The 22,623-nt window shown below is 72.0% G+C and carries 19 protein-coding genes and 1 pseudogene; 13 read left to right on the top strand and 7 right to left on the bottom strand.

The features are described from left to right. Positions 1–18: 18 nt before the first annotated feature. A complete protein-coding gene (locus ACY34K_RS01005; RefSeq protein ID WP_462741965.1) occupies positions 19–471 on the bottom strand; it encodes a S26 family signal peptidase in 453 nt (150 codons plus the stop codon). 316 nt (positions 472–787) lie between these two features. Between ACY34K_RS01005 and ACY34K_RS01000 the strand changes: the two genes are divergently transcribed. Continuing rightward, the gene (locus tag ACY34K_RS01000) at positions 788–973 is read left to right on the top strand and encodes a hypothetical protein (RefSeq protein WP_462741963.1); all 186 of its coding nucleotides are present in this window, start codon (positions 788–790) and stop codon (positions 971–973) included. 70 nt (positions 974–1,043) lie between these two features. Here the strand turns inward: ACY34K_RS01000 and ACY34K_RS00995 are convergent, their stop codons facing one another. Further along, on the bottom strand, positions 1,044–1,532 hold the full coding sequence (locus ACY34K_RS00995) for a PaaI family thioesterase (protein WP_462742733.1): 489 nt from the start codon (positions 1,530–1,532) through the stop codon (positions 1,044–1,046). An 81-nt stretch (positions 1,533–1,613) separates the two neighbouring features. Continuing rightward, the gene (locus ACY34K_RS00990; RefSeq protein ID WP_462741961.1) at positions 1,614–3,893 is read right to left on the bottom strand and encodes an FdhF/YdeP family oxidoreductase; all 2,280 of its coding nucleotides are present in this window, start codon (positions 3,891–3,893) and stop codon (positions 1,614–1,616) included. A 179-nt stretch (positions 3,894–4,072) separates the two neighbouring features. On the opposite strand from ACY34K_RS00990, the gene polA reads away from it, so the two are divergent. Continuing rightward, complete coding sequence (polA, locus tag ACY34K_RS00985) at positions 4,073–6,727, top strand: DNA polymerase I (protein WP_462742730.1); 2,655 nt, start codon at positions 4,073–4,075, stop codon at positions 6,725–6,727. 203 nt (positions 6,728–6,930) lie between these two features. On the opposite strand, the gene ACY34K_RS00980 is transcribed toward polA, so the two are convergent. Then, positions 6,931–7,743, bottom strand: a complete 813-nt coding sequence (locus tag ACY34K_RS00980; RefSeq protein WP_462741958.1) for a DUF4184 family protein — start codon at positions 7,741–7,743, stop codon at positions 6,931–6,933. Between the two features lie 220 nt (positions 7,744–7,963). Between ACY34K_RS00980 and ACY34K_RS00975 the strand changes: the two genes are divergently transcribed. The 3 genes from ACY34K_RS00975 (at position 7,964) to ACY34K_RS00965 (ending at position 11,059) form a co-directional block, all read left to right on the top strand. Then, positions 7,964–9,667 (top strand): lytic transglycosylase domain-containing protein, encoded by a 1,704-nt coding sequence (locus tag ACY34K_RS00975; protein WP_462741956.1) that lies wholly within the window; start codon positions 7,964–7,966, stop codon positions 9,665–9,667. Positions 9,668–9,818: 151 nt separating this feature from the next. Continuing rightward, positions 9,819–9,959, top strand: coding sequence for an SPW_0924 family protein (locus tag ACY34K_RS00970; RefSeq protein WP_462741953.1), 141 nt, complete (start codon positions 9,819–9,821; stop codon positions 9,957–9,959). A gap of 11 nt (positions 9,960–9,970) precedes the next feature. Then, positions 9,971–11,059 (top strand): PorA family protein, encoded by a 1,089-nt coding sequence (locus ACY34K_RS00965; RefSeq protein WP_462741950.1) that lies wholly within the window; start codon positions 9,971–9,973, stop codon positions 11,057–11,059. On the opposite strand, the pseudogene hrpB reads toward ACY34K_RS00965, so the two are convergent. Together hrpB and ACY34K_RS00955 are read right to left on the bottom strand one after the other, a co-directional pair. Further along, positions 10,986–13,361: pseudogene (gene hrpB, locus ACY34K_RS00960) on the bottom strand (ATP-dependent helicase HrpB); the annotation flags it as partial. The gene ACY34K_RS00965 and the pseudogene hrpB sit on opposite strands and share 74 nt — an antisense overlap. Before the next feature lie 80 nt (positions 13,362–13,441). Beyond that, the gene (locus tag ACY34K_RS00955; RefSeq protein ID WP_462741947.1) at positions 13,442–14,236 is read right to left on the bottom strand and encodes a class I SAM-dependent methyltransferase; all 795 of its coding nucleotides are present in this window, start codon (positions 14,234–14,236) and stop codon (positions 13,442–13,444) included. Positions 14,237–14,634: 398 nt separating this feature from the next. Here ACY34K_RS00955 and rpsA point away from each other — a divergent pair, with 398 nt between their 5' ends. The 4 genes from rpsA to ACY34K_RS00935 all read left to right on the top strand — a co-directional run bounded on the left by rpsA (position 14,635) and on the right by ACY34K_RS00935 (position 18,312). Next, positions 14,635–16,128, top strand: a complete 1,494-nt coding sequence (gene rpsA, locus ACY34K_RS00950) for a 30S ribosomal protein S1 (protein WP_318107465.1) — start codon at positions 14,635–14,637, stop codon at positions 16,126–16,128. 181 nt (positions 16,129–16,309) lie between these two features. Further along, a complete protein-coding gene (locus tag ACY34K_RS00945; protein ID WP_462741943.1) occupies positions 16,310–17,248 on the top strand; it encodes a PAC2 family protein in 939 nt (312 codons plus the stop codon). Between the two features lie 30 nt (positions 17,249–17,278). Then, positions 17,279–17,884, top strand: a complete 606-nt coding sequence (gene coaE, locus ACY34K_RS00940) for a dephospho-CoA kinase (RefSeq protein WP_462741940.1) — start codon at positions 17,279–17,281, stop codon at positions 17,882–17,884. Positions 17,885–17,943: 59 nt separating this feature from the next. Further along, positions 17,944–18,312 carry a tetratricopeptide repeat protein gene (locus ACY34K_RS00935; RefSeq protein WP_462741937.1) on the top strand — a complete coding sequence of 123 codons (369 nt, stop codon included), beginning with the start codon at positions 17,944–17,946 and terminating at the stop codon, positions 18,310–18,312. A 24-nt stretch (positions 18,313–18,336) separates the two neighbouring features. On the opposite strand, the gene ACY34K_RS00930 is transcribed toward ACY34K_RS00935, so the two are convergent. Further along, entirely contained in the window at positions 18,337–18,603 is a 267-nt protein-coding gene (locus tag ACY34K_RS00930; protein WP_462741935.1) for a DUF6343 family protein, read from the bottom strand. A gap of 63 nt (positions 18,604–18,666) precedes the next feature. Between ACY34K_RS00930 and ACY34K_RS00925 the strand changes: the two genes are divergently transcribed. From ACY34K_RS00925 to ACY34K_RS00910, 4 genes are all read left to right on the top strand, one after another. Beyond that, complete coding sequence (locus ACY34K_RS00925; RefSeq protein ID WP_462741932.1) at positions 18,667–19,584, top strand: acyltransferase domain-containing protein; 918 nt, start codon at positions 18,667–18,669, stop codon at positions 19,582–19,584. 70 nt (positions 19,585–19,654) lie between these two features. Then, a complete protein-coding gene (locus tag ACY34K_RS00920; RefSeq protein WP_462741929.1) occupies positions 19,655–20,350 on the top strand; it encodes a class I SAM-dependent methyltransferase in 696 nt (231 codons plus the stop codon). A gap of 71 nt (positions 20,351–20,421) precedes the next feature. After that, complete coding sequence (locus ACY34K_RS00915; protein ID WP_462741926.1) at positions 20,422–20,877, top strand: DoxX family protein; 456 nt, start codon at positions 20,422–20,424, stop codon at positions 20,875–20,877. 171 nt (positions 20,878–21,048) lie between these two features. Further along, positions 21,049–22,605: a TerD family protein gene (locus tag ACY34K_RS00910; protein ID WP_462741924.1), complete on the top strand. Its 1,557-nt coding sequence runs from the start codon at positions 21,049–21,051 to the stop codon at positions 22,603–22,605. Positions 22,606–22,623 lie beyond the last annotated feature (18 nt).

Below are 22,623 nucleotides of genomic sequence, written 5' to 3'. Positions count from 1 at the left end.
TCCCCCGGTATGTGATTTTTACAAAGCACTGCCACCCAGTCGGCGGACCGCCACGCCCATGATCCGGTCGGCCTCGAAAAATCCCCGATGACGGGAATCAATACTGTCCGGATTGTCGCCGAGCACCACCAGCCGCCCGTCCGGGACCTCCGTGAGGTCCCCGCCTCCCGGTATTCCTTCCGGAATACGGTCCCCGGGAAGCGCGGCGGCCCGCTTGATATTCCATGCGCGGTCGCTCAGTGGTTCGTAGTCGCCCGTCCTTCGCGGGGGCTGCAGTACGACGATGTCCCCGGTCCGCACCTGGTCGACGGTGCGGCGTTCCACCACCACCCGGTCGCCGGGCGAAAGCGTCGGCGCCATGCTGGTGCCTTCCACGGTGACCACGGTGTATCGGCCGCGTATGCGGAGCGCGGCAAGGGCGGCGCCGACGAGGGCGACGAGGAACCCGCCGGCAATCAACAGAACAGGCACAGACACCCCCCGTGGGTTCCGCCGGTCGGTGTGATCGTGCACGCCCGCCGTATTGCCTGTCAATGTATTTCTTCTTACCCCCGCGGGAAACCCGTGGTGCGTCGCGCCCTGTTCGCCCCCTTTGCAATTGGCGTGGAAGTTGGGTGTCTATGGGCGTATCGGGCGGTTCGCTGGACACGCTTTGCGGACCGGTCTCTTCCGCTCGCTGTATCCGAACTGTACGAAGCGCCGTATCTGCCGTTGCTACGGTCGAATCTGCTTCTTTCCGGCAGTGCGTACTCGAAAGGAAACGGCAGTGATGGGATTCATGGGGACGATGGGCGACAAGATTCTGGGCAGGCTCGTGCCCAAGGCCGTGGCCCAGGCGGACACCACCTTCCAGAAGATCTGCTACTGCAGCCAGCGCAACGGCTTCTACTACCGGCAGACCTGCCATGTGGTCGGTGGCTACACCTCCTGCGGCACCTGCTACCTCAGCTCGCCCTGCCGGCCGTCGGCCTGACGGCGACATGACGATCGGGCCGCGGACGGTGCGTCCGCGGCCCGATCGGCGCTGTTCGTCCGGAGGCCGTTCAGCCGTCGCCCCGCACCCGCCGCTCGTCGGCGGCGGTCACCTCGCGGAGCAGGCAGGTGAGCCGCGCCGTGCACACCCGCTTGTCCTGCTCGTCGGTGATGACGATCTCGTACGTGGCGGTGGAGCGCCCGCGGTGGACGGGGGTGGCCACGCCGGTCACCACTCCGCTGCGGACACCGCGGTGGTGCGTGCAGTTCAGGTCCACCCCGACCGCGATCTTGGACACGCCGCCGTGCAGCATCGAGCCGACCGACCCCAGGGTCTCGGCGAGCACGGCGGACGCGCCGCCGTGCAGCAGGCCGTAGGGCTGGGTGTTGCCCTCGACCGGCATGGTGCCCACCACCCGCTCCGCGGATGCCTCCACTATCTGCACGCCCATGCGAGTGCCCAGGTGACCGGCGGAGAAGAGGGCGGGCAGGTCGACACCGAGTGCGCTGTACTCGTCGAGGACCTCTTGCGGGAACTTCACGGTGGTCTGCTCGCCCATGGGGCCCGGCTCCGATCGTCGTACGGTCATGTCCCTGATGTGTGGCCGCCGGCAGGGGCCGCCGACCGCCTAAGCGAACGCTCAGACGGTCGGTGATTGTTCCAGACGTACGATCACGGATTTGCTCGCGGGGGTGTTGCTGACGTCCGCGGTGGACTCCAGGGGCACCAGCACATTGGTCTCCGGGTAGTACGCGGCCGCGCAGCCCCGGGCCGTCGGGTAGTGCACCACCCGGAACCCCGGGGCCCGGCGCTCGCTGCCGTCCGTCCACTCGCTGACGAGATCGACGTACACACCGTCCGCCAGGCCGTGTTCCCGGGCGTCGTCCGGGTGGACCAGCACCACGCGCCGACCGCCCCTGATGCCCCGGTAGCGGTCGTCGAGGCCGTAGATCGTGGTGTTGTACTGGTCGTGCGAGCGGAGCGTCTGCAGCAGCAGCCGCCCCTCGGGGACCTTCGGGTACTCGACCGGGGCGGCGGTGAAGTTGGCCTTGCCGGTCTTCGTCGGGAAGCGCCGCTCGTCGCGCGGGGCGTGCGGCAGGGCGAAGCCGCCCGGCCGGGCGATCTTGGCGTTGAAGTCCTCGAAACCGGGCACCACGCGCGCGATGCGGTCCCGGATCGTGGCGTAGTCCTTCTCGAACTGCTCCCACGGCGTGGCCGAGGCCGTACCGAGCACCGCCCGCGCCATCCGCGCCACGATGGCCGGCTCGGACAGCAGGTGGGGGCTCGCGGGCGGCAGGTTCCCCCGCGAGGCGTGCACCAGGCCCATCGAGTCCTCGACCGTCACGAACTGCTTGCCGCTCGCCTGCACGTCCTTGTCGGTGCGGCCCAGCGTGGGCAGGATCAGCGCGCGCGTGCCGGTCACCGCGTGCGAACGGTTCAGCTTCGTCGACACGTGCACGGTCAGCCGCGCCCGGCGCATCGCCGCCTCGGTGACCTCCGTGTCCGGCGTCGCCCCCACGAAGTTCCCGCCCATCGCGAAGAACACCTTCGCCTCGCCGTCCCGCAGCGCCTGGATGGAGCGGACCACGTCGAAGCCGTGGTGGCGCGGCGAGGTGATCCCGAACTCCTTGTCCAGCGCGTCGAGGAACGCGGCCGCGGGCCGCTCGAAGATGCCCATCGTGCGGTCGCCCTGCACGTTGGAGTGCCCGCGTACCGGGCACACCCCGGCACCCGGGCGTCCGACGGCGCCCCGCAGCAGCAGGAGGTTGACCACCTCGCGAATGGTCGGCACCGCGTGCTTGTGCTGGGTCAGGCCCATCGCCCAGCAGACGATCGTCCGGCGCGAGTCCAGCACCATCCGCAGGGCCCGCTCGATCTCGGCGCGCTCCAGACCGGTGGCCGCCAGGGTCTCGTCCCAGTCGGCCGCCTTCGCCGCGGCCGCGAACTCCTCGAACCCGTGCGTGTGCTCCGCCACGAACAGCTCGTCGACCGCGCCGTCCGTCTCCAGGACCAGCTTGTTGAGCAGCCGGAAGAGGGCCTGGTCGCCGCCGATGCGGATCTGCAGGAACAGATCGGTCAGTGCCGCGCCCTTGAGCATCCCCCGCGGTGTCTGGGGATTCTTGAACCGTTCCAGGCCCGCCTCGGGCAGCGGATTCACCGAGATGATCTTCGCGCCGGCGGCCTTGGCCTTCTCCAGCGCCGACAGCATCCGCGGATGGTTTGTACCCGGGTTCTGCCCGGCGACGATGATCAGATCAGCCCGGTGCAGGTCCTCCAGCGAGACGCTGCCCTTGCCGATGCCGATCGTCTCGACGAGCGCCGAACCCGACGACTCGTGGCACATGTTGGAACAGTCCGGCAGATTGTTCGTACCGAACTCGCGGGCGAACAGCTGCAGCAGGAACGCCGCCTCGTTGCTGGTGCGGCCCGACGTGTAGAAGAGCGCCTCGTCGGGGGAGTCCAGCGCCGTCAGCTCCTCCGCGATGATCGCGAAGGCCCGTTCCCAGCTCACCGCCTCGTACCGCTCCGCGCCCTCCGGCAGGTACATGGGGTGGGTGATCCGGCCCTGCTGCCCCAGCCAGTACCCACTGCGGGACGCCAGGTCCGCGACCGGGTGAGCGGCGAAGAAGTCCGGCCCGACCCGGCGCAGCGTCGCCTCCTCGGCGACCGCCTTCGCGCCGTTCTCGCAGAACTCCGCGACGTGCCGCTTGTCGTCCTCGGGCCAGGCACAGCCGGGGCAGTCGAAGCCGTCCTTCTGGTTGACCTTGAGCAGCGTCCGCGCCGTGCGGGCCAGCCCCATCTGGGCCTGCGCGACCTTCAGGGTGTGCCCGATGGCGGGGAGCCCGGCCGCGGCGTGCTGGGGCGCTCCGACCTGCGGCGCGTCCTGGACCGGGTCACCTGCGGGCGGCTTGGTGGCCATGCTGCTCCCCTTCGAGCGGGCGTCACGTGTCGTACGTGACAAATCCTGTCACGCGTCGCCGGCGGCGGGGGCCGGGGGCGGTGTGAGCGGCAATGTCAGTGGTCCGTGGCAGGATCGTCTCCGTGGCTGAGACAGCATCGAAGAAGACCCCAGACGACAACCGTCCGCGCCTGCTCCTCATGGACGGGCACTCCCTGGCGTACCGGGCGTTCTTCGCGCTGCCCGCGGAGAACTTCACCACCGCGAGCGGCCAGACGACCAACGCCATCTACGGCTTCGCGTCGATGCTGGCGAACACGCTCCGCGACGAGGCGCCCACGCACTTCGCCGTGGCGTTCGACGTCTCCCGCAAGACCTGGCGCTCCGAGGACTTCCCCGAGTACAAGGCGAACCGCTCCAAGACCCCCGACGAGTTCAAGGGGCAGGTCGAGCTGATCGGCGAGCTGCTCGACACCATGAACGCGGTGCGGTTCGCGGTGGACGGCTTCGAGGCCGACGACATCATCGCCACCCTGGCGACCCAGGCCGAGGCCGCCGGGTTCGAGGTCCTGATCGTCACCGGCGACCGGGACTCCTTCCAGCTGGTGTCCGACCACGTCACCGTGCTGTACCCGACCAAGGGTGTCTCCGAGCTGACCCGGTTCACCCCGGCGAAGGTCCAGGAGAAGTACGGGCTGACGCCGTCGCAGTACCCCGACTTCGCCGCCCTGCGCGGCGACCCGTCGGACAACCTGCCGGGCATCCCCGGTGTCGGCGAGAAGACCGCCACGAAGTGGATCAACCAGTTCGGTTCCTTCGCCGAGCTGGTCGAGCGAGCCGAAGAGGTCAAGGGGAAGGTCGGGCAGGCACTGCGCGACCACCTGGAGGCCGTGAAGCTCAACCGCCACCTCACCGAGCTGGTCCGGGACGTCGAGCTGCCCAAGGCGGTGGCCGACCTGGAGCGCGCTCCCTATGACCGGACGGCGCTCAAGGGCTTCCTGGAGGTCCTGGAGATCCGCAACCCCTCCCTGCGGGAGCGGCTCCTCGCCGTCGACCCCGGCGCCGCCGAGGAAGAGGCCCCCGCCCCGGAGGCGGGCGTCGAGCTGGACGGCACCGTGCTGGGCGCCGGAGAGCTCGCCTTCTGGCTGGAGCAGCACGCCGGGCAGCCGCTCGGCGTGGCCACGGTCTCCACCTGGGCCCTCGGCGTCGGCAACGTCAGCGAGGTCGCCCTGGCCGGCGCCGACGGCAAGGCCGCCTGGTTCGACACCACCCAGCTCGACGAGTCCGACGAGCGGGCCTTCGCCGCCTGGCTCGCCGACCCGGCCCGGCCCAAGGTCATGCACAGCGCCAAGGAGGCCCTGCGGGTCTTCCCCGAGCACGGCTGGACCATCGAGGGCATCACGATGGACACCGCGCTCGCCGCCTACCTGGTCAAGCCCGGCCGCCGGTCCTTCGCCCTGGACGCCCTGTCCGTCGAGTACCTGCACCGCGAGCTGGCCCCGGCCGCCGCCGACGGGCAGCTCGCCTTCGGCACCGACGAGCAGGCCGAGGCCGACGCGCTGATGGCCCAGGCCCGCGCGGTCCTCGACCTGGGCGAGGCGTTCGGCGAGAAGCTGAAGGAGGTCGGCGCCGCCGGCCTGCTGCACGACGTCGAACTGCCGACCTCCCTGCTGCTCGCCCGCATGGAGCGGCACGGCATCTCCGCCGACCGCGCCCATCTGGAGGCCATGGAGCAGCAGTTCGCCGGCGCCGTCCAGCAGGCGGTGAAAGAGGCGCACGCCTCGGTCGGCCACGAGTTCAACCTGGGCTCGCCCAAGCAGCTCCAGGAGGTGTTCTTCGGCGAGCTGAACCTGCCCAAGACGAAGAAGACCAAGACCGGGTACACCACGGACGCGGACGCGCTGGCCTGGCTTGCCGCCCAGACCGAGCACGAACTCCCGGTGATCATGCTGCGCCACCGCGAGCAGGCCCGGCTGCGCTCCACCGTCGAGGGCCTGATCAAGACGATCGCGGGCGACGGCCGGATCCACACCACCTTCAGCCAGACCGTCGCGGCGACCGGACGCCTGTCGTCCACCGACCCGAACCTGCAGAACGTGCCGGTCCGCACCGACGAGGGCCGCGCCATCCGCCACGGCTTCGTCGTCGGCGAGGGCTTCGAGTCGCTGATGACGGCCGACTACAGCCAGATCGAGCTGCGGGTGATGGCGCACCTCTCGGAGGACGAGGGCCTGATCGAGGCGTTCACCTCCGGCGAGGACCTCCACACCACCGTCGCCTCCCAGGTCTTCGGCGTGGAGCGGTCCGCCGTCGACGCCGAGATGCGCCGCAAGATCAAGGCCATGTCGTACGGCCTGGCCTACGGCCTGTCGGCGTTCGGCCTCTCCCAGCAGCTGAACATCGAGGCCGGCGAGGCCCGCGCCCTGATGGACACCTACTTCGAGCGGTTCGGCGGGGTGCGCGACTATCTGCGCCGCGTCGTCGACGAGGCCCGCGCCACGGGATACACCGAGACCATGCTCGGCCGCCGCCGGTATCTGCCGGACCTCAACAGCGACAACCGCCAGCGCCGTGAGGCCGCCGAGCGGATGGCGCTGAACGCCCCGATCCAGGGCACGGCGGCCGACATCGTGAAGGTCGCGATGCTGAACGTGGACCGGGCCCTGACGGAAGCGGGTCTGGGCTCCCGGATGCTGCTCCAGGTCCACGACGAAATCGTTCTGGAAGTGGCACCCGGCGAGCGGGAGCGGGTGGAGGAGATCGTCCGCCGCGAGATGTCCGACGCGGTCAGCCTCCGTGCCCCGCTGGACGTCTCCGTGGGCGTGGGCCCGGACTGGGAGTCCGCGGCGCACTGAGCCCCGCCCGCCCGGGCCACCCCCCCCCGAGGAGGCCGGCCCGGGCGGCCCGGCGGACGTCGCGTGCCGGGGCGAGTGAGCCGCAGGGGCGCCGACTGTGTCGAAAGGAAGAGCGCGCGGAGGGGCGTGAGGAACGAGCGGCCCGAGCACGGTCGACCGTCGGCACAGGCCGAGGGCGCCCCAGAGGCGAACCGAGCCTCGATTCAACGGGCACGCAGGCGCATCGTGGCGCCGTACAGCAACAGGCCCGCCGCCAGTCCCGCTCCCGCGCCGAAGCAGGCCGTCGGGATGATGTCCAGCGGCGTCTCGATGCGCCCCCAGTACGCGTACCAGCGCAAGCACCGGTGCACGATCCCCACCGCCACGCACGCGCCCAGCATGCCGGCGGCCAGCCAGCGGCCGCGCCGGTCGAGCACGGGGACCCCCGGCACCCGGGGACCCGGTGCACCGTCTCCCGCCGGTACCCGGCGCAGGGCGCCGGCCGTGAACCACAGGAGCACGACCAGCGCGAGCGCCGAGCCGCCGTACTGCGCGTACAGATAGACGGGGAAGCCCCCCACCACCTCACCGAGGACCGGCAGCACCCGGGTGCCCCACCGGTCGAGGTGCGTGAAGGAGTCCCACACGACGTGCGTCGCCGAGCCGATGACGGCGGAGACGAAGAACCAGGCCCCCAGGGCCGCCGGGTGCCGCTCGCGCCACGCCTCCCCCCGCACCAGCGCGTACACGCGGGCCTGCCATCGCGCCGGCACCAGGGCCAGCAACGGCTCACGCACCATCAGCCACACCGTCACCAGCAGCGCGGTGATGGCCACATCGACGGTGACGATGCCCCACAGCGAGTGCGTGACGTCCCCGAAGAGCATCGCCCCCGGAATCGCGGTGGCCGCGAAGTAGGTCATGTCGGGCGCGAACGACCCCATCACCAACGCCGAGGCGACCAGCGGGCCGCGCGCGGTGCCCGTTCTCCGTATCCCCGGCAGCACCGCCGCCGCATGACTCAGCGTGAACGGCATGACCGTATCCCCCGAATTCCTTACCCGTGTTCAATGACGCTTAGTATGCGCGACGTTCGGAGTCCGGATTCCGGGCGATTCGCAGGTGACGAAAGCGTGAAAAACGGTCAGGGCCCGGTGTCTCAGCGGTCGGAGTTGACGTAGGGTCGCCTGAGTTCGTGCTGGGGAGCGCGGAGGACCGCCGACGGGCGGACCGTCGCCCATGGGGAGGGACCAACATATGGCAGCGCGTTTCGGCCGCCGACTGCGCAAGGGGGCCACGACCACGGCCGTGGCAGCGGCGGCGGTGGCGGCTCTCTCGGCCTCGCAGGCACCCGGAGTGACTCCCTCCCTCGGCGGTGGCACCGGCTCGGACCAGCAGGCGGGCGACTCGGCCTCGCCGTCCGACGGCTCGGCCACCGGCAACTCCCCGTACTACACCGACCTGCCGCCCCTCAACACGCCGGACAAGCCCGGCGCCCCCACCGGCCTTCCGGTCGTCACGGGGCCCGCCGAGGCGGGCATACCCGCCACCGTCCTCGCCGCCTACCGGCAGGCCGAGGAGCACCTCAAGCTCACCGACCCCGGCTGCAACCTCCCCTGGCAGCTCCTCGCCGGCATCGGCAAGGTGGAGTCCGGCCAGGCGCGCGGCGGCAGCGTCGACGGCAACGGCACCACACTCACCCCCATCCTCGGTCCGGTCCTCAACGGCGTCGGCTTCGCGAACATCTCCGACACCGACGGCGGCGCGTACGACGGCGACTCGACGCACGACCGCGCCGTCGGCCCCATGCAGTTCATCCCGTCCACCTGGGCGACCTGGGGCCAGGACGGCAACGGCGACGGCCGCAAGGACCCCAACAACATCTACGACGCCGCGCAGGCCGCCGGTATGTACCTGTGCGCCAACGACCGCGACCTGGCGGTCAAGTCGGACCTCGACAAGGCGATCCTGAGCTACAACCGCTCGACCGAGTACCTGCGCACGGTCCTGTCCTGGTTCGAGTACTACAAGAAGAACGGCAGCCACGAGGTGCCGGACGGCACGGGCGTCCTGCCGGTCGACCGCAGCGACGACGATCTCGTCATCCCCACCCCCACGCCGACGCCGAGCCCCTCGGGCACCACCCCGGGACCGCGGCCCAGCACGCCGACGAGCCCCTCGCCGAGCCCGTCCAAGCCCGCGCCCTCCACCACGACGCCGGCCCCCGCCAAGCCCACGCCCACGCCGACACCGCCGGCGACCCCCACCCCGACGTCACCCGCCGCGACCGTCGTCCGTGTCAAGGACGCCGGCACCGGCGCGCTCGTCGCGACCGCGGGGACCCCGTTCGCCGAGCGGCCCGAGGTCGTGGCGGTCGACGCCGCGGGCAAGCCGGTCTCCCGGGTCAGCATCGCGTTCGAGATCATCGGGGCGACGGACACCCGCTTCCCGGACGGGGCCACCAAGGTCACTGTCATCACCGGCGCCACGGGCACCGCCGTCGCCCCCGCTCTTCAGGCGGGCGAGCGGACCGGCGAGTTCACCGTGCGGGCCACCGTCGTGGGCCGCCCGATCCCGGGCCTCGACTACACCGCCGAGGTCACCACCCGCCAGGCCGACGCCCTCACCCGTACCGGCGACAAGGAGCTGACCGCCCGGCCGGACACCGAGTTCGCCGAGCCGGTCGAGGTGAAGGCCACCTACAAGGGAGCCGCCGCGGCGGGCGTCGCCGTCACCGCCACCATGATCACGTCGGCGGAGGACCCGGCCGTCAACGACGGAGGCCCCTACTTCAAGGACGAACAGGGCAACCCGGTCCGCGAGCTCAAGGACCTGAAGACCGACGCCAATGGCGTCCTGAAGCTCCCCAAGGTCTTCGCCGACGGGCGGACGGGCACCTTCCTGCTCCGTCTCACCACCGCCGGCGGCGCGACGCTGACCGTCGAGCTCAAGGTCGCCTGACCACCCCGCGGCCTCGCCCGGCCGCCCTCGCGGCACACGTACCGCCCCTCCCGCGTGGAGGGGCGGCACGAGCTGTTCTCATCTCACGGCTCCATTGCTACGGTGCACCCTCCCTGACGCCCCATCAGTCATGCGTACCGGGAGGCCCACCATGCGCGCCCTCGCAGCCGCCGCCATCGGGCTCGCCCCCGTCCTCCTGCTCGTCCTGCTCCTCTCGGTGGCGAACCTCGCGCCGGAGGGCGAGACCTCGCCCGAACCGCTGCTCACCACCGTCCCGGGGCCCCGGAAGTAGGAGCAGCCGCCATGCGCCGCAGAGCCAGCCTCGTCCTCCTCGCCCTCGCCGTCTGCTTCGCCGCCATGGCGCCCACCCTGCGCTGGTACGCGTTTCCCCGGCTGGTCAAGATCCCGGCCGGCCAGTACCAGGAAATGGTCCTGGAGGCGACGCCGGCGACCCTCCTCCAGTACGACACCATGGAGGCCCGGCAGGTCGAGAAGGTCACCATCGTCCAGACCCTCAAGGGCAATGTGGAGGAGTCCCGGAAGATCGAGCGGGACGCCGGGCGGGACGTGGTCGTCTGGGACTCGCTCTCCCACGTCGTCGGGCCCGACGGGAAGACGGTCTCCCAGATCCCCGAGCGCTACATCTTCGACGCCCACACCCAGGCCCCCGTCCACGCGACCGGCGAATCGGTCGACGGCGACCCGGTCCGGCGCGAGGGCATCGAGTTCAAATGGCCCTTCCTCACCGAACGACGGGACTACGAGTACTTCGACGCCCAGACCCGCACCTCCGCGCCCATCCACTACAAGGGCACCCGCACCTTCCGGGGTCTGGAGGTCTACTACTTCGAACAGACCGTCCCGTGGACGAAGGTCCCCTACCCCAGGAAGATGCCGCTGCCCGGTATCGACTCGACCAAGCTGGAGGAGCAGACCGGCACCACCCGCTGGTACACCACCAAGCGCATGTTCTGGGTGGAGCCGGTCACCGGCGCCCCGGTCAACGGCGAGGAGATCCACCGGGAGGAACTCCGCGGCGGCACCCTGCTCGGCGGCCGTGACAAGGTCACCGCGTTCGCCGGCCACGTGAGGATGCGCGAGGACTACATCGACCACACCGTCGGCCTCGTCGCCTCGCAGCGGCAGCTGGTGCTGCTGATGACCTCGTACCTGCCGTGGGGGTTCCTGCTCCTGGGCACCGGGCTGCTGGCGCTGTCCCTGTACCTGGAGGCCCGGTCACGGCGCCCGGCCGTCAGCGGCGCGCGTTCGTCCGGCGCGTCGGCTCCGCCGTCGCCGGATCCTCCGGCCACGGATGCCTCGGATAGCGGCCGCGCAGCTCGGCCCGCACGGAGCGGTACCCGTCGCGCCAGAAGGACGCCAGGTCCGCCGTGACGGCGGCCGGGCGACCGGCCGGCGACAACAGGTGCACCACGACCGGCACGCCCGCGACCCGGGGCGTCTCGGTGAGGCCGAACATCTCCTGCAGCTTCACGGCCAGGACGGGCTGTCCCTCGCCGTACTCCACCCGGACGCGTGAACCGCTCGGCACCTCGATCCGCTCCGGCGCCAGCTCGTCGAGGCGGGCCGCCTCACCGGTCGTCCACGGCAGCAGCCGCCGCAGCGCCTCGCCGGCGTCGAGCCGGCCCAGGTCCGCCCTGCGCCGGGCCCGCGACAGCTCCGGCTCCAGCCACTCACCGGACCGCTCCAGCAGCGCGGCGTCGGAGACGTCCGGCCACGGCTCGCCGAGCTCCCGGCGCAGGAAGGCCAGCCGCCGCCGCAGCTCGGCGGCGTCCCGCGACCAGCCCAGCAGCGCCGGCCCCTCGCGCCCGAGCCCGTCGAGCAGCGCGGCGCGCACCAGAGCCGGATCGGGGTCCCGGAGCGGCCGTGCGGCCAGTTCGACGGCGCCCAGTCGCTCCACGGACCGCGCGACGACATCACCGTCCTCCCAGTGGACCTCCTCGCCCGCGACGAGCAGATGCCGGGCCGCCGCCCGCGCGGTGTCCTCGTCCACGACGGCGGCGAGCCGCACCCGCGCGGACGCGGAGTGCGCCGGCCGGTCGGCCACGGCCACCGCCAGCCACGCCGACCCCCGCAGCCGGGAGCCCTCCGCCAGACCCGCCCCGGTCCCGGAGGCCATCAGGAACGAGCCGTCCCCCTTGGCGCGCGCGACCCGCTCGGGAAACGCCAGTGCGGCGACCAGCCCCGCCACGAAGTCGTCGGTCCCTCCGCCCCGCCCGTCGCCCCGGGCGAAAGCCCCGTCCGCCTGACCTCCCGCCGACCCGCTCGTCTCCGCGACGCCGGCGACGGCCCGCCGCAGACGGTCCGCCTCCTGCCGCCAGCGCGCCCCGTAGGCGTCACCGCCGCGGCGCGCCGCACGCCAGGCGCCGGCCAGGTCGTCGCCGTAGTCGCGCGGCGGCTCCTCGCTCAGCAGTGCCACCACCTCCGCGGCCTTCCGGACCCCGACCCGCGGAGCCCCGTCCAGCAGCGCGCGGGCCAGCCGCGGATGCACCCCCAGCCGGGACATCGCGGCGCCGCGCCCGGTCACCCGCCCCGCTCCGTCCACCGCGCCGACCGCCGTCAGCACCGACCGCGCCGCGGCCATCGCCCCGGCCGGTGGTGGATCGAGCAGGGCCAGCCCCGACGCCTCGGGGTCCCCCCAGACCGCCGCCTGCAGCGCGAACGCCGTCAGGTCCGCGACCTGGATCTCCGGGGACGGGAAGCCCGGCAGCCGCGCGTCCTCCGCCTCCGCCCAGCACCGGTGGACCACACCCGGCGCCTCGCGGCCCGCGCGGCCCGCGCGCTGCCGTGCGGCCGCCCTGGACGCCCGTACGGTCGTCAGCGCGCTGAGCCCGCGGGCGTGGTCCACCCGCGGCTCGCGTGCCAGACCCGAGTCGACCACGACCCGTACACCCGGCACCGTCAGCGAGGACTCGGCCACGGACGTCGCCAGCACCACCCGCCGGCGCCCGCCCGGCGCGAGGACCGCGTCCTGCACGGCCGCCGGTGCCCGGCCGTGCACCTGGAGCACCTCGGCGTCCACCGGGGCCAGCAGCCCCGCGACCCGCGCGATCTCGCCGAGGCCGGGGAGGAAACACAGCACGTCGCCCGGGTGCTCGGCCAGCGCCCGCCGGACCACCGACGCCACATGAGCCAGCAGCGCCGGATCCACGAACATCCCGTGCGGCGGCCGCACGGCCGACGGCGGGGGAGCCCACACCACCTCGACCGGATGGGAGACCCCGACCGCCTCCACCACCGGGGCACCGCCGAGAAGGCGCGCCCACCCCTCCGCGTCGGTCGTCGCCGACGCGGCCACCAGCCGCAGATCGGGCCGAAGGGTCTCCCGCACGTCCAGAAGGAACGCCGCGACGGTGTCCGCGTCCAGATGCCGCTCGTGGCACTCGTCCAGGATCACGACGTCGACCCCGGCCAGTTCCTGGTCCCGCTGCAGCCGCTGGAGCAGCACACCGGTGGTGACCACCTCCACGCGCGTCTGCCGCCCGACGACCCGGTCCCCGCGCACGGTGTACCCGACGGCGCCACCGACCTCCTCGCCCCGCAGCCACGCCATCCGCCGGGCCGCCGCGCGCGCCGCGATCCGCCGCGGCTCGGCCACGACCACCCGGGCGCCCCGTTCGGCCAGCGCCAGCGGCACGAGCGTCGTCTTGCCGGTGCCGGGCGGCGCGCACAGCACGGCGGCGCCGTGCCCGTCCAGCGCACGCTCCAGGGCGGGCAGGGCACCGCGTACGGGCAGGGCGAGGCCCTCGTCACGGATCACGCGCGCTCGCACACGAAGATCGCCGTGCCGGGGATCAGATTGCCCCGCAGCGGGGACCAGCCGCCCCACTCCTGGCTGTTCCAGGCGGGCCACTCCGGCTCGACCAGGTCCACCAGCCGGAACCCGCCCGCCACCACGTCGCGCACCCGGTCACCGATGGTCCGGTGGTGCTCCACGTACACCGCGCGGCCCTCCTCGTCCTGCTCCACATAAGGGGTGCGGTCGAAGTAGGAGGCGGCGACCGAGAGCCCCTCGGGCCCCGGCTCGTCGGGGAACGCCCACCGGATCGGATGGGTTACGGAGAAGACCCACCGCCCTCCGGGGCGCAGCACCCTGCGCACCTCCAGAAACACCTTCACCGGATCGGCCACGAACGGCACCGCCCCGTACGCCGAGCACGCCACGTCGAAGGAGGCGTCACGGAACGGCAGAGCACCGGCGTCGGCCTCCACCAGGGGCACGTCCCCGCCGATCCGCAGGGCGTGCTGCAGCTGCCGGTGGGAGAGGTCCAGCGCGACCGGCCGGGCACCCCGCGCGGCCAGCCAGCGCGAGCACTGGGCGGCGCCCGCCCCGATCTCCAGCACGTCGAGGCCGGTGACCTCGCCGAGCAGCCCCGCCTCGGCCTCGTCCAGCCCCTCGGGGCCCCACACGAACCGGTCGTCCCCCAGGAACGCGCCGTGCTCCGACTGGTACTCGTCGGCGTTGCGGTCCCACCAGCCCCGGCTTGCCCGGTTGCTCTCCGCGTCCCCCGCGTCGCGCCGAGTCGCTTCAGGCTCGTACTCTTGGATCATCCCGCCCGCCCGTTGTAGTTTGCGCACAAGGGCGCTCGGCGGGTCCGCCGGCGCCGCAATGGCCGATGGCCCACGGCTGTTGGCCGAGTGGGGTGGGCCGAGGCCGATGGCCTTGGGAAACTTTAATTGTGCCGGGTTTGCGACGTTCGCCCCGGGTGTGCGCCTTCGCGCATTGACCGTCTCCGGCTGCCCCCGTATGCTAAAGGTTGCGCTGCGGGCCTGCGCGCCTCAGACGGAGCAGGCCGCGCTCGCATCTGTTGTATGTCCCCTCGGTTGTCGAGGCGCCCCCGTCACCGGGACCGGCGCTTCCTAGGCTGTCCGGCTTCTGCAGCTGCGATACGGGCTCTCGGCGTAGCAGTGCCTACGACTTCAATGTCCGTACCGGAGCCCTTTCCCACATGACGAGCAGCACCGAGACCACCGCCACCACCCCGCAGGTTGCGGTCAACGACATCGGTAACGAGGAAGCCTTCCTCGCCGCGATCGACGAGACGATCAAGTACTTCAACGACGGCGACATCGTCGACGGCGTCATCGTGAAGGTCGACCGGGACGAGGTCCTGCTCGACATCGGTTACAAGACCGAAGGTGTCATCCCGAGCCGCGAGCTCTCGATCAAGCACGACGTCGACCCGAACGAGGTCGTCAAGGTCGGCGACGAGATCGAGGCCCTGGTTCTCCAGAAGGAGGACAAGGAAGGCCGCCTGATCCTCTCGAAGAAGCGTGCCCAGTACGAGCGCGCCTGGGGCACCATCGAGAAGATCAAGGAAGAGGACGGCATCGTCACCGGTACCGTCATCGAGGTCGTCAAGGGTGGTCTCATCCTCGACATCGGCCTCCGTGGCTTCCTGCCGGCCTCCCTCGTCGAGATGCGTCGTGTCCGCGACCTCCAGCCCTACGTGGGCAAGGAGCTCGAGGCCAAGATCATCGAGCTGGACAAGAACCGCAACAACGTGGTCCTGTCCCGCCGTGCCTGGCTGGAGCAGACCCAGTCCGAGGTCCGCCAGACCTTCCTCACGACCCTGCAGAAGGGTCAGGTCCGCTCCGGCGTGGTCTCCTCGATCGTCAACTTCGGTGCCTTCGTGGACCTGGGTGGCGTCGACGGTCTGGTCCACGTCTCCGAGCTCTCCTGGAAGCACATCGACCACCCGTCCGAGGTTGTCGAGGTCGGCCAGGAGGTCACCGTCGAGGTTCTCGACGTCGACATGGACCGCGAGCGTGTCTCCCTGTCGCTGAAGGCGACGCAGGAGGACCCGTGGCAGCAGTTCGCCCGTACGCACCAGATCGGTCAGGTCGTCCCGGGTAAGGTCACGAAGCTCGTTCCGTTCGGTGCGTTCGTCCGCGTGGACGAGGGCATCGAGGGTCTGGTCCACATCTCCGAGCTGGCCGAGCGCCACGTGGAGATCCCGGAGCAGGTCGTCCAGGTCAACGACGAGATCTTCGTCAAGGTCATCGACATCGACCTCGAGCGTCGTCGCATCAGCCTCTCGCTGAAGCAGGCCAACGAGTCCTTCGGTGCCGACCCGGCCTCGGTCGAGTTCGACCCGACCCTGTACGGCATGGCCGCGTCCTACGACGACCAGGGCAACTACATCTACCCCGAGGGCTTCGACCCCGAGACCAACGACTGGCTCGAGGGCTACGAGGCGCAGCGCGAGGCCTGGGAGACCCAGTACGCCGAGGCGCAGCAGCGCTTCGAGCAGCACCAGGCCCAGGTCATCAAGTCCCGCGAGGCCGACGAGGCCGCCGCTGCCGAGGGTGGCGCCGCCGCTCCGGCCGCCGCGCCGACCGGTGGCTCGTACTCCTCGGAGTCGGACGACAACTCCGGCGCCCTGGCGTCGGACGAGGCCCTGGCTGCCCTCCGCGAGAAGCTGGCCGGCGGCCAGAGCTGAGCCCCGGCTCACTCACCGCCCGGCACTAGCCGGTAACACGAGGCCCGTCCCCGCAAGGGGGCGGGCCTCCGTGCGTTTCACCTGTGCATCTCCCGGCTTTCCCGGCCGTCGCGCACCCCGCGCGGGAATGCCCGCACGGCGAGTGACGTTCTCCCTACGGACACGAGGAGGAGCGGTAACCGTGCTTGATCCGCAGGGTTTGTACGAATGGGAGCCGAAGGGCCTGGCCGTCGTCGACATGGCGCTGGCACAGGAGTCGGCCGGCCTGGTCATGCTCTACCACTTCGACGGATACATCGACGCGGGTGAGACCGGCGAGCAGATCGTCGGGAACCTGCTGGACGCGCTGCCCCACCAGGTGGTGGCCCGCTTCGACCACGACAGGCTCGTCGACTACCGGGCCCGCCGTCCGCTGCTCACCTTCCGGCGCGACCGCTGGACGGGGTACGAGACGCCGGGCATCGAGCTCCGCCTCGTCCAGGACGCGACCGGGGCGCCCTTCCTGCTGCTCTCCGGGCCCGAGCCCGACGTGGAGTGGGAGCGGTTCGCCGCCGCCGTGCGGCAGATCGTCGAGCGGCTCGGCGTACGCCTTTCGGTCAACTTCCACGGCATCCCCATGGGCGTCCCGCACACCCGCCCGGTCGGCCTGACGCCGCACGGCAACCGCACGGACCTGATGCCCGGGCACCGCAGCCCCTTCGACGAGGCGCAGGTGCCGGGCAGCGCCGAGTCGCTGGTCGAATACCGACTGATGGAGGCGGGACACGATGTGCTGGGCGTCGCCGCGCACGTCCCGCACTATGTCGCCCGCTCCGCCTACCCGGACGCCGCGCTGACCGCCCTGGAGGCGATCACGGCCGCGACCGGACTGGTCCTGCCGGGCGTCGCGCACGCCCTGCGCACCGAGGCACAGCGCACCCAGACCGAGATCGAACGCCAGATCGGCGAGGGTGACGAGGAACTGGTCGCGCTCGTCCAGGGCCTTGAGCACCAGTACGACGCGATGGCCGGTGCGGAGACCCGCGGCAGCCTGGTCGCCGAGCCGGTCGACCTGCCGTCCGCGGACGAGATCGGCCGCGAGTTCGAACGCTTCCTGGCGGAGCGCGAGGGCGACGTCTGACGGCCGGGGCCGCGGTCTAAGCTTCCAGTCATGCTGAAGGTGGGGCTGACCGGCGGAATCGGTGCCGGCAAGAGCGAAGTGTCGCGGCTGTTCGTCTCGTACGGAGCCGTGCTGATCGACGCCGACAGGATCGCACGTGAGGTGGTCGAGCCCGGAACGCCCGGGCTCGACGCCGTCGTGGCGGCCTTCGGGCCGGAGATCCTCCGCCAGGACGGCACCCTGGACCGGCCGAAGCTCGGCTCGATCGTGTTCTCCGACCCCGAGCGGCTGGCCACGCTGAACGGGATCGTCCACCCGCTCGTCGGCGCCCGCTCCGCCGAGCTGGAGGCCGGAGCCGCATCCGACGCGGTGGTGATCCACGACGTCCCCCTGCTCACCGAGAACGGACTGGCGCCGCTGTACGACGTCGTCGTGGTCGTCGACGCCGCCCCGGAGACCCAGCTGGAGCGGCTCGTACGCCTGCGCGGCATGACCGAGGCCGAGGCCACCGCCCGGATGGCCGCACAGGCCACCCGCGAGCAGCGGCGGGCCGTCGCGGACCTCGTCATCGACAACGACGGCCCCCTGGAGGCGCTGGAGCCCCAGGTCCGCAAGGTCTGGGCGGAACTCACCGGGCGGGCGGCGGACACCCGCTGACGGAATAGCTCCGGCGCCCGGGGTGTTGAACCGCCCCAGCAGCAGGGAAGGAAGCGACCGTGGCCCACAGCAACCCGGAGACCCACGTCATCGACTACCGCGCGGCGGAGCAGCTCCTCGCCGCCCGGGACCCGCGCGGTGCCGTCAAGCTGCTCGACTCGGTGATCGCGGCCCACCCGGAGAACACCGCCGCCCGTCTCCTGCGCGCCCGCGCCTTTTTCGCGGCCGCGCAACTCCGCCCGGCCGAGCTGGAATTCGAGCTCGTTCTGGAACGGGAGCCGGACAACGCCTTCGCCCACTACGCCCTGGCCCGCACCTTCCAGCGTTCCGGCCGCCCGGAACTGGCCACCCGCCACTTCCGGCTGGCAGCCGCGCTCGACCCCAAACCGGAATACCTCGAAGCGGCCCGTTTCGACCCGGCCGACTGACCCGCCCGTCCGCCGCGTGAACGGCTACCGGGGGCGGTCGTCCGGGTCGTACGGCGGGACGTCGCGGCCCGGCTGGTAGTGGGGGCCCTGCCGCATATGGCGGAGGATCATCACCAGGTCGGCCGTGACGAGCAGGAACAGCAGGCCGCAGGCCAGGGCCCAGCCGGGGCGGCCGGCCAGGGCGAACGCGGTCGTTCCCGCCACCGCCCAGACGAGACCCCACACACTCAGCCAGAACCGGAAGCGGAGCGGACTGCGTGCGGTCGTCGGTTCACTGCCCGTGCGCCTCATGATGATGCTCCCATGGAGCGTGTACCCCGGAGCGACGCCCGATCACCCGTGGGGGAGGCCGTGATGGCGACCGATGCTCTCGACGTACTGCGCAGCGACGATCTGCCCGAGGTGCTGCTCGATCTCGCCGTGCCGCACGAGGACGTGGCGGAACTCCTCGCCCTGCGGACGCGGCTCCTCGGCGATGCGGCGTGGACCGCACGGCTGGAGGAGGCCCTGCGGGGGCTCCTGCGGGACATGGGGGTGGTCGGGGGCGGCGACCATGTGCCGGAGGCCCCCCAGGGGGAGGGCGCACTCGGGCGGTACTTCCCGGTGTTCGTGTACGTCGCCGCGTACCCCCGCACCCGCGCCTACCACCGGGAGCGCGGCGTGCCCGACGAGGTGTCCCGGCGGACCCTGGCCGATCTGGGACGGCACATCGCGGTGCACCGCAGGCGGCACGGCTGCGGCGGACTGACCGCGCCCGGCTGGCCGCGGTTGCACTTCCGGGGCGAGATCTACCAGCTGGGGCGGCTGCAGTTCCAGCGGGCCGGGCTCGGGAGGCGCACCGGATCGGCCGTCGCCGCCGCGGGCCTGCCGCTCGGGCCGGGCGACCCCTGCCTCAGCCTGCACATCCCCGACTTCCTCGGTCCGCTCACCCCGCGGGCGTGCGACGCCTCCCTCGCCCGCGCCCGGGCCTTCTTCGCACGGCACTTCCCCGAGCAGCCGTACCGCGTCGCCGTCTGCCACTCCTGGCTCCTGGACCCCCAGTTGCGCCGGTACCTCCCGGCCGGCTCCAACATCGTCCGCTTCCAGGACCGGTTCAGTACCGCGTACGAGGAAACGGAGGCGGACGACGCCGCCACGGTCGGCTTCGTCTTCGGCGACCCGGGACTCCCCGCCGCGCGACTGCCGCGCCGGACGACGCTGGAACGGGCCGTCGGCGGGCACCTGCTGGCCGGTCACCACTGGTACGGCGGACATGGCTGGTTCCCGTTGTGAGCGTCATGGCTCCCGTGCGCACCGGGAACGGCGGTCGGGGCCGCCTCGTTCCCCGCACATGAGCGGACGGATGCGCGAGGGACACCAAGGGACCGGCCCCGGGGCGATCACACCCGACGGCTGCGCGGTCGAGCTGTACACCCGCCTGTCGGTGGGCGACGAACCCGACATCGTCGCCGCCGCCGTCCCCGCGGGCGCCACCCTCCTCGAACTGGGCAGCGGGGCGGGGCGGGTGACCGGCCCGCTCGTGGAGCGCGGCTTCCGCGTCACGGCCGTGGACGAGTCGGCCGAGATGCTCGACCAGGTCCACGCGCGCGTACCGGAGGCGAGGACCGTACGGAGCCCGATCGAGACACTGCGGCTGGACGAGACGTTCGACGTCGTGATGCTGGCGTCGTTCCTCGTGCACACCGGTGATCCGCGGGTGCGCGACGGGATGCTGGCGGCCTGCCGACGGCACGTCAAGGACGACGGATGCGTACTGATCCAGCGGGAAGGGCCGGACTGGCACAGGAACGTGCCGCGGGAGCGCGTCGACCCGGCCGGATACACGGTGCGGATCGCCTCGTCCGAGCCCGTCGGTGACGGAGTGAACTCCGTGACCGCCGAGTACCTCTTCCCCGACGCACGCTGGACACAGACCTTCCGGTCACGTCCCCTGACGAACGAGGAGTTCCAGCGGTGTCTCCACGAGGCGGGGCTCACCGTCGAGACCTTGCTGACGGACGACGGAACCTGGGTGAGAACAAGGCCCGAACGGCGATGAGTTCCGGGCCCGGCTCCGGTCTGCCTCTGTGAAACGACACGGAAAGCCTCACGTCCTTCGAGGAGACCGGCATGACCGCTCACACGACGCCCGCCGCGCCCGTCCCGTCCGCCGCGCCCACCGTCACCGCCGCGCTCGGCCGCCGCGCGGACATCGGCGTACGGGTGCTCCAGATCGTCCTCGCCCTCTTCTTCGCCGTTCCCAGTGCCTCGCCCAAGCTCGTCGGGCACTCCTCCGCGGCCGAGTCCTTCGACAGGATCGGTTTCGGCGACTGGTTCATGTACGCCGTGGGCGGCCTGGAACTGGCCGGCGCCGTCGCGCTGGTGATCCCGATCCTCTCGGGGGCCTCGGCCCTGGCGCTGATCGGCCTGATGGCCGGGGCGTTCGTCACCCAACTGGCCGTATTCGGCGGCCAGTACGCCCTGACACCGGTCATCTTCGCCGCCCTGCTGGCCGTGGTCGCCCGTGCCCGCCGCCACCAGACCGCACGGCTCGTCGCCCTGGTCCGCGGGGGACGCCGCCGCTAGGGCGTGTTCCGGAAGTCCCGTCCGGCCGGGGGCCCCGCCCTCCGGGCGGACGACGCCACTTTCGCGCCCCGAAGGCATCGGGCGGCGGATTCCGGCAGAAGACACCGGGCGGCGGATTCCGGCAGACCGGAATGATCGACTACGCCGTACGCGTACCGCATGATGTCCGGCATGAGTCACATAGCCAAGGGTGCCAACTCCTTTGTCCCGACTGTCACTCTCCGCCTCGTCGTCAGCCATGACCACCGGCCGGGTACGCCCGTGGTCGACGTCTCGGCGCTGCTGCTGGGCGCGGACGGCCGGGTGCGCGGTGACGCCGACATGGTCTTCCACGGGCAGCCGGTCCATCCGTCGGGCGCGGTACGGCACGTGGGCGCGGGCGGCCCCGCCACGCAGTGGCTCGAAGTCGACCTGAACGGCGTGGAGACTGCGGTCGAGCGCATCGTGATCGCCGGTTCGACGGACGGGGGCACGGTCGGGGACCTGGCGGACCCGGCGGTGGAGGCGTTCGCGCCGGACGGCGTCTCCGTGGTCCGCTACCTGGTCGCGGACGCGACGACGGAGACCGCCTTCGTCTTCGGGGAGCTGTACCGCCGCGCGGGCGGCTGGAAGTTCCGCGCGGTGGGCCAGGGCTACGGCTCCGGGCTGGCGGGCCTCGCGACGGACTTCGGTATCGAGGTGGCGGACGAGGGAGCGGCACCGTCACAGGCCCAGGCCCAGGCCCAGGTCCAGGCGCCGGCTCCGGGACCGGCACAGGCACCCGTGCGGGCTCCGGCCCCGGCCCCGGTGTTCGCGCCGCCCCCGCCCCTGCCTCCGCTCGGCCCGGTCCCGCTCGCCGAGGTGGCCAAGGCCGGCCCGGTCCCCTTCGCACCGCCCGCGTTTGCCGTTTCCGGCCCGGTTCCTTCCGGGGCTCACCCGCCGGGCCCGGTGTCGCCCGCCGCGCCCGCGTTCGCCCCTCCGGCGGGCCCCGCGGCTCCCCCTGCCGGCCCGGTGGTGCCTCCGGCGGGCCCCGCGGCTCCTCCTGCCCCGGCGGCCCCCTTCGTGCCGGCGGTCCCGGCGGCCCCGGTGGCTCCATTCGCCCCGGCACCCCCGGCGGCCTTCCCGGCACCCCCGGCGGCCTTCCCGGCGCCCACACCGCCCGGCACATGGTCCTTCGGTCCGGTCTTCGAGCCGTACACCGTCAGCGGCAACGGGGACGGGGTCTTCACGGCGGACCGGCGTGTCCCTCCGGGGCCGGTCCTGGTCGAGGTGACGCACAAGGGGGACGGGAACTTCTTCGTCTACACCCTGAACAAGCGCAACAAGGAGGACGACCTCGTCTTCAACTCGCTGCTGGACGACTTCCACGGCAGCAATGTCGTCGTCGCGCCCGAGAAGCGCCCGCTTCGTCTCCGCGTCCACGCGGACAGCCGGTGGACGCTGACGGTGAAGCCCGTCGCCCACGCACGGCGGCTGGAGGACACACTGACCGGGCGGGGGCCGGAGGTGCTGCTCTACACCGGCCCCGTGGCCGACCTTCAGGTCACGTTCGAGGAGGACGGCGACCACGGGAGCAACTGCGTGATGTACGCGTACGACGTCGCCGGCCGCACGACCCTCGGGGACGGCGACCTCCTCGTCAACGAACTCGGTGACACCGACGTGACCGCGCCCCTCACGGAAGGGCCGCTCGTACTGTGCTTCGAGGACGCCGAGGGCTCCTGGCGCATGAGGGTCCGCGGCTTCTAGGGCGCGCGCCGACGGCGC

The organism is Streptomyces sp. STAM6 (assembly GCF_054963715.1).
This window is presented reverse-complemented; position numbering and strand designations above follow the sequence as displayed.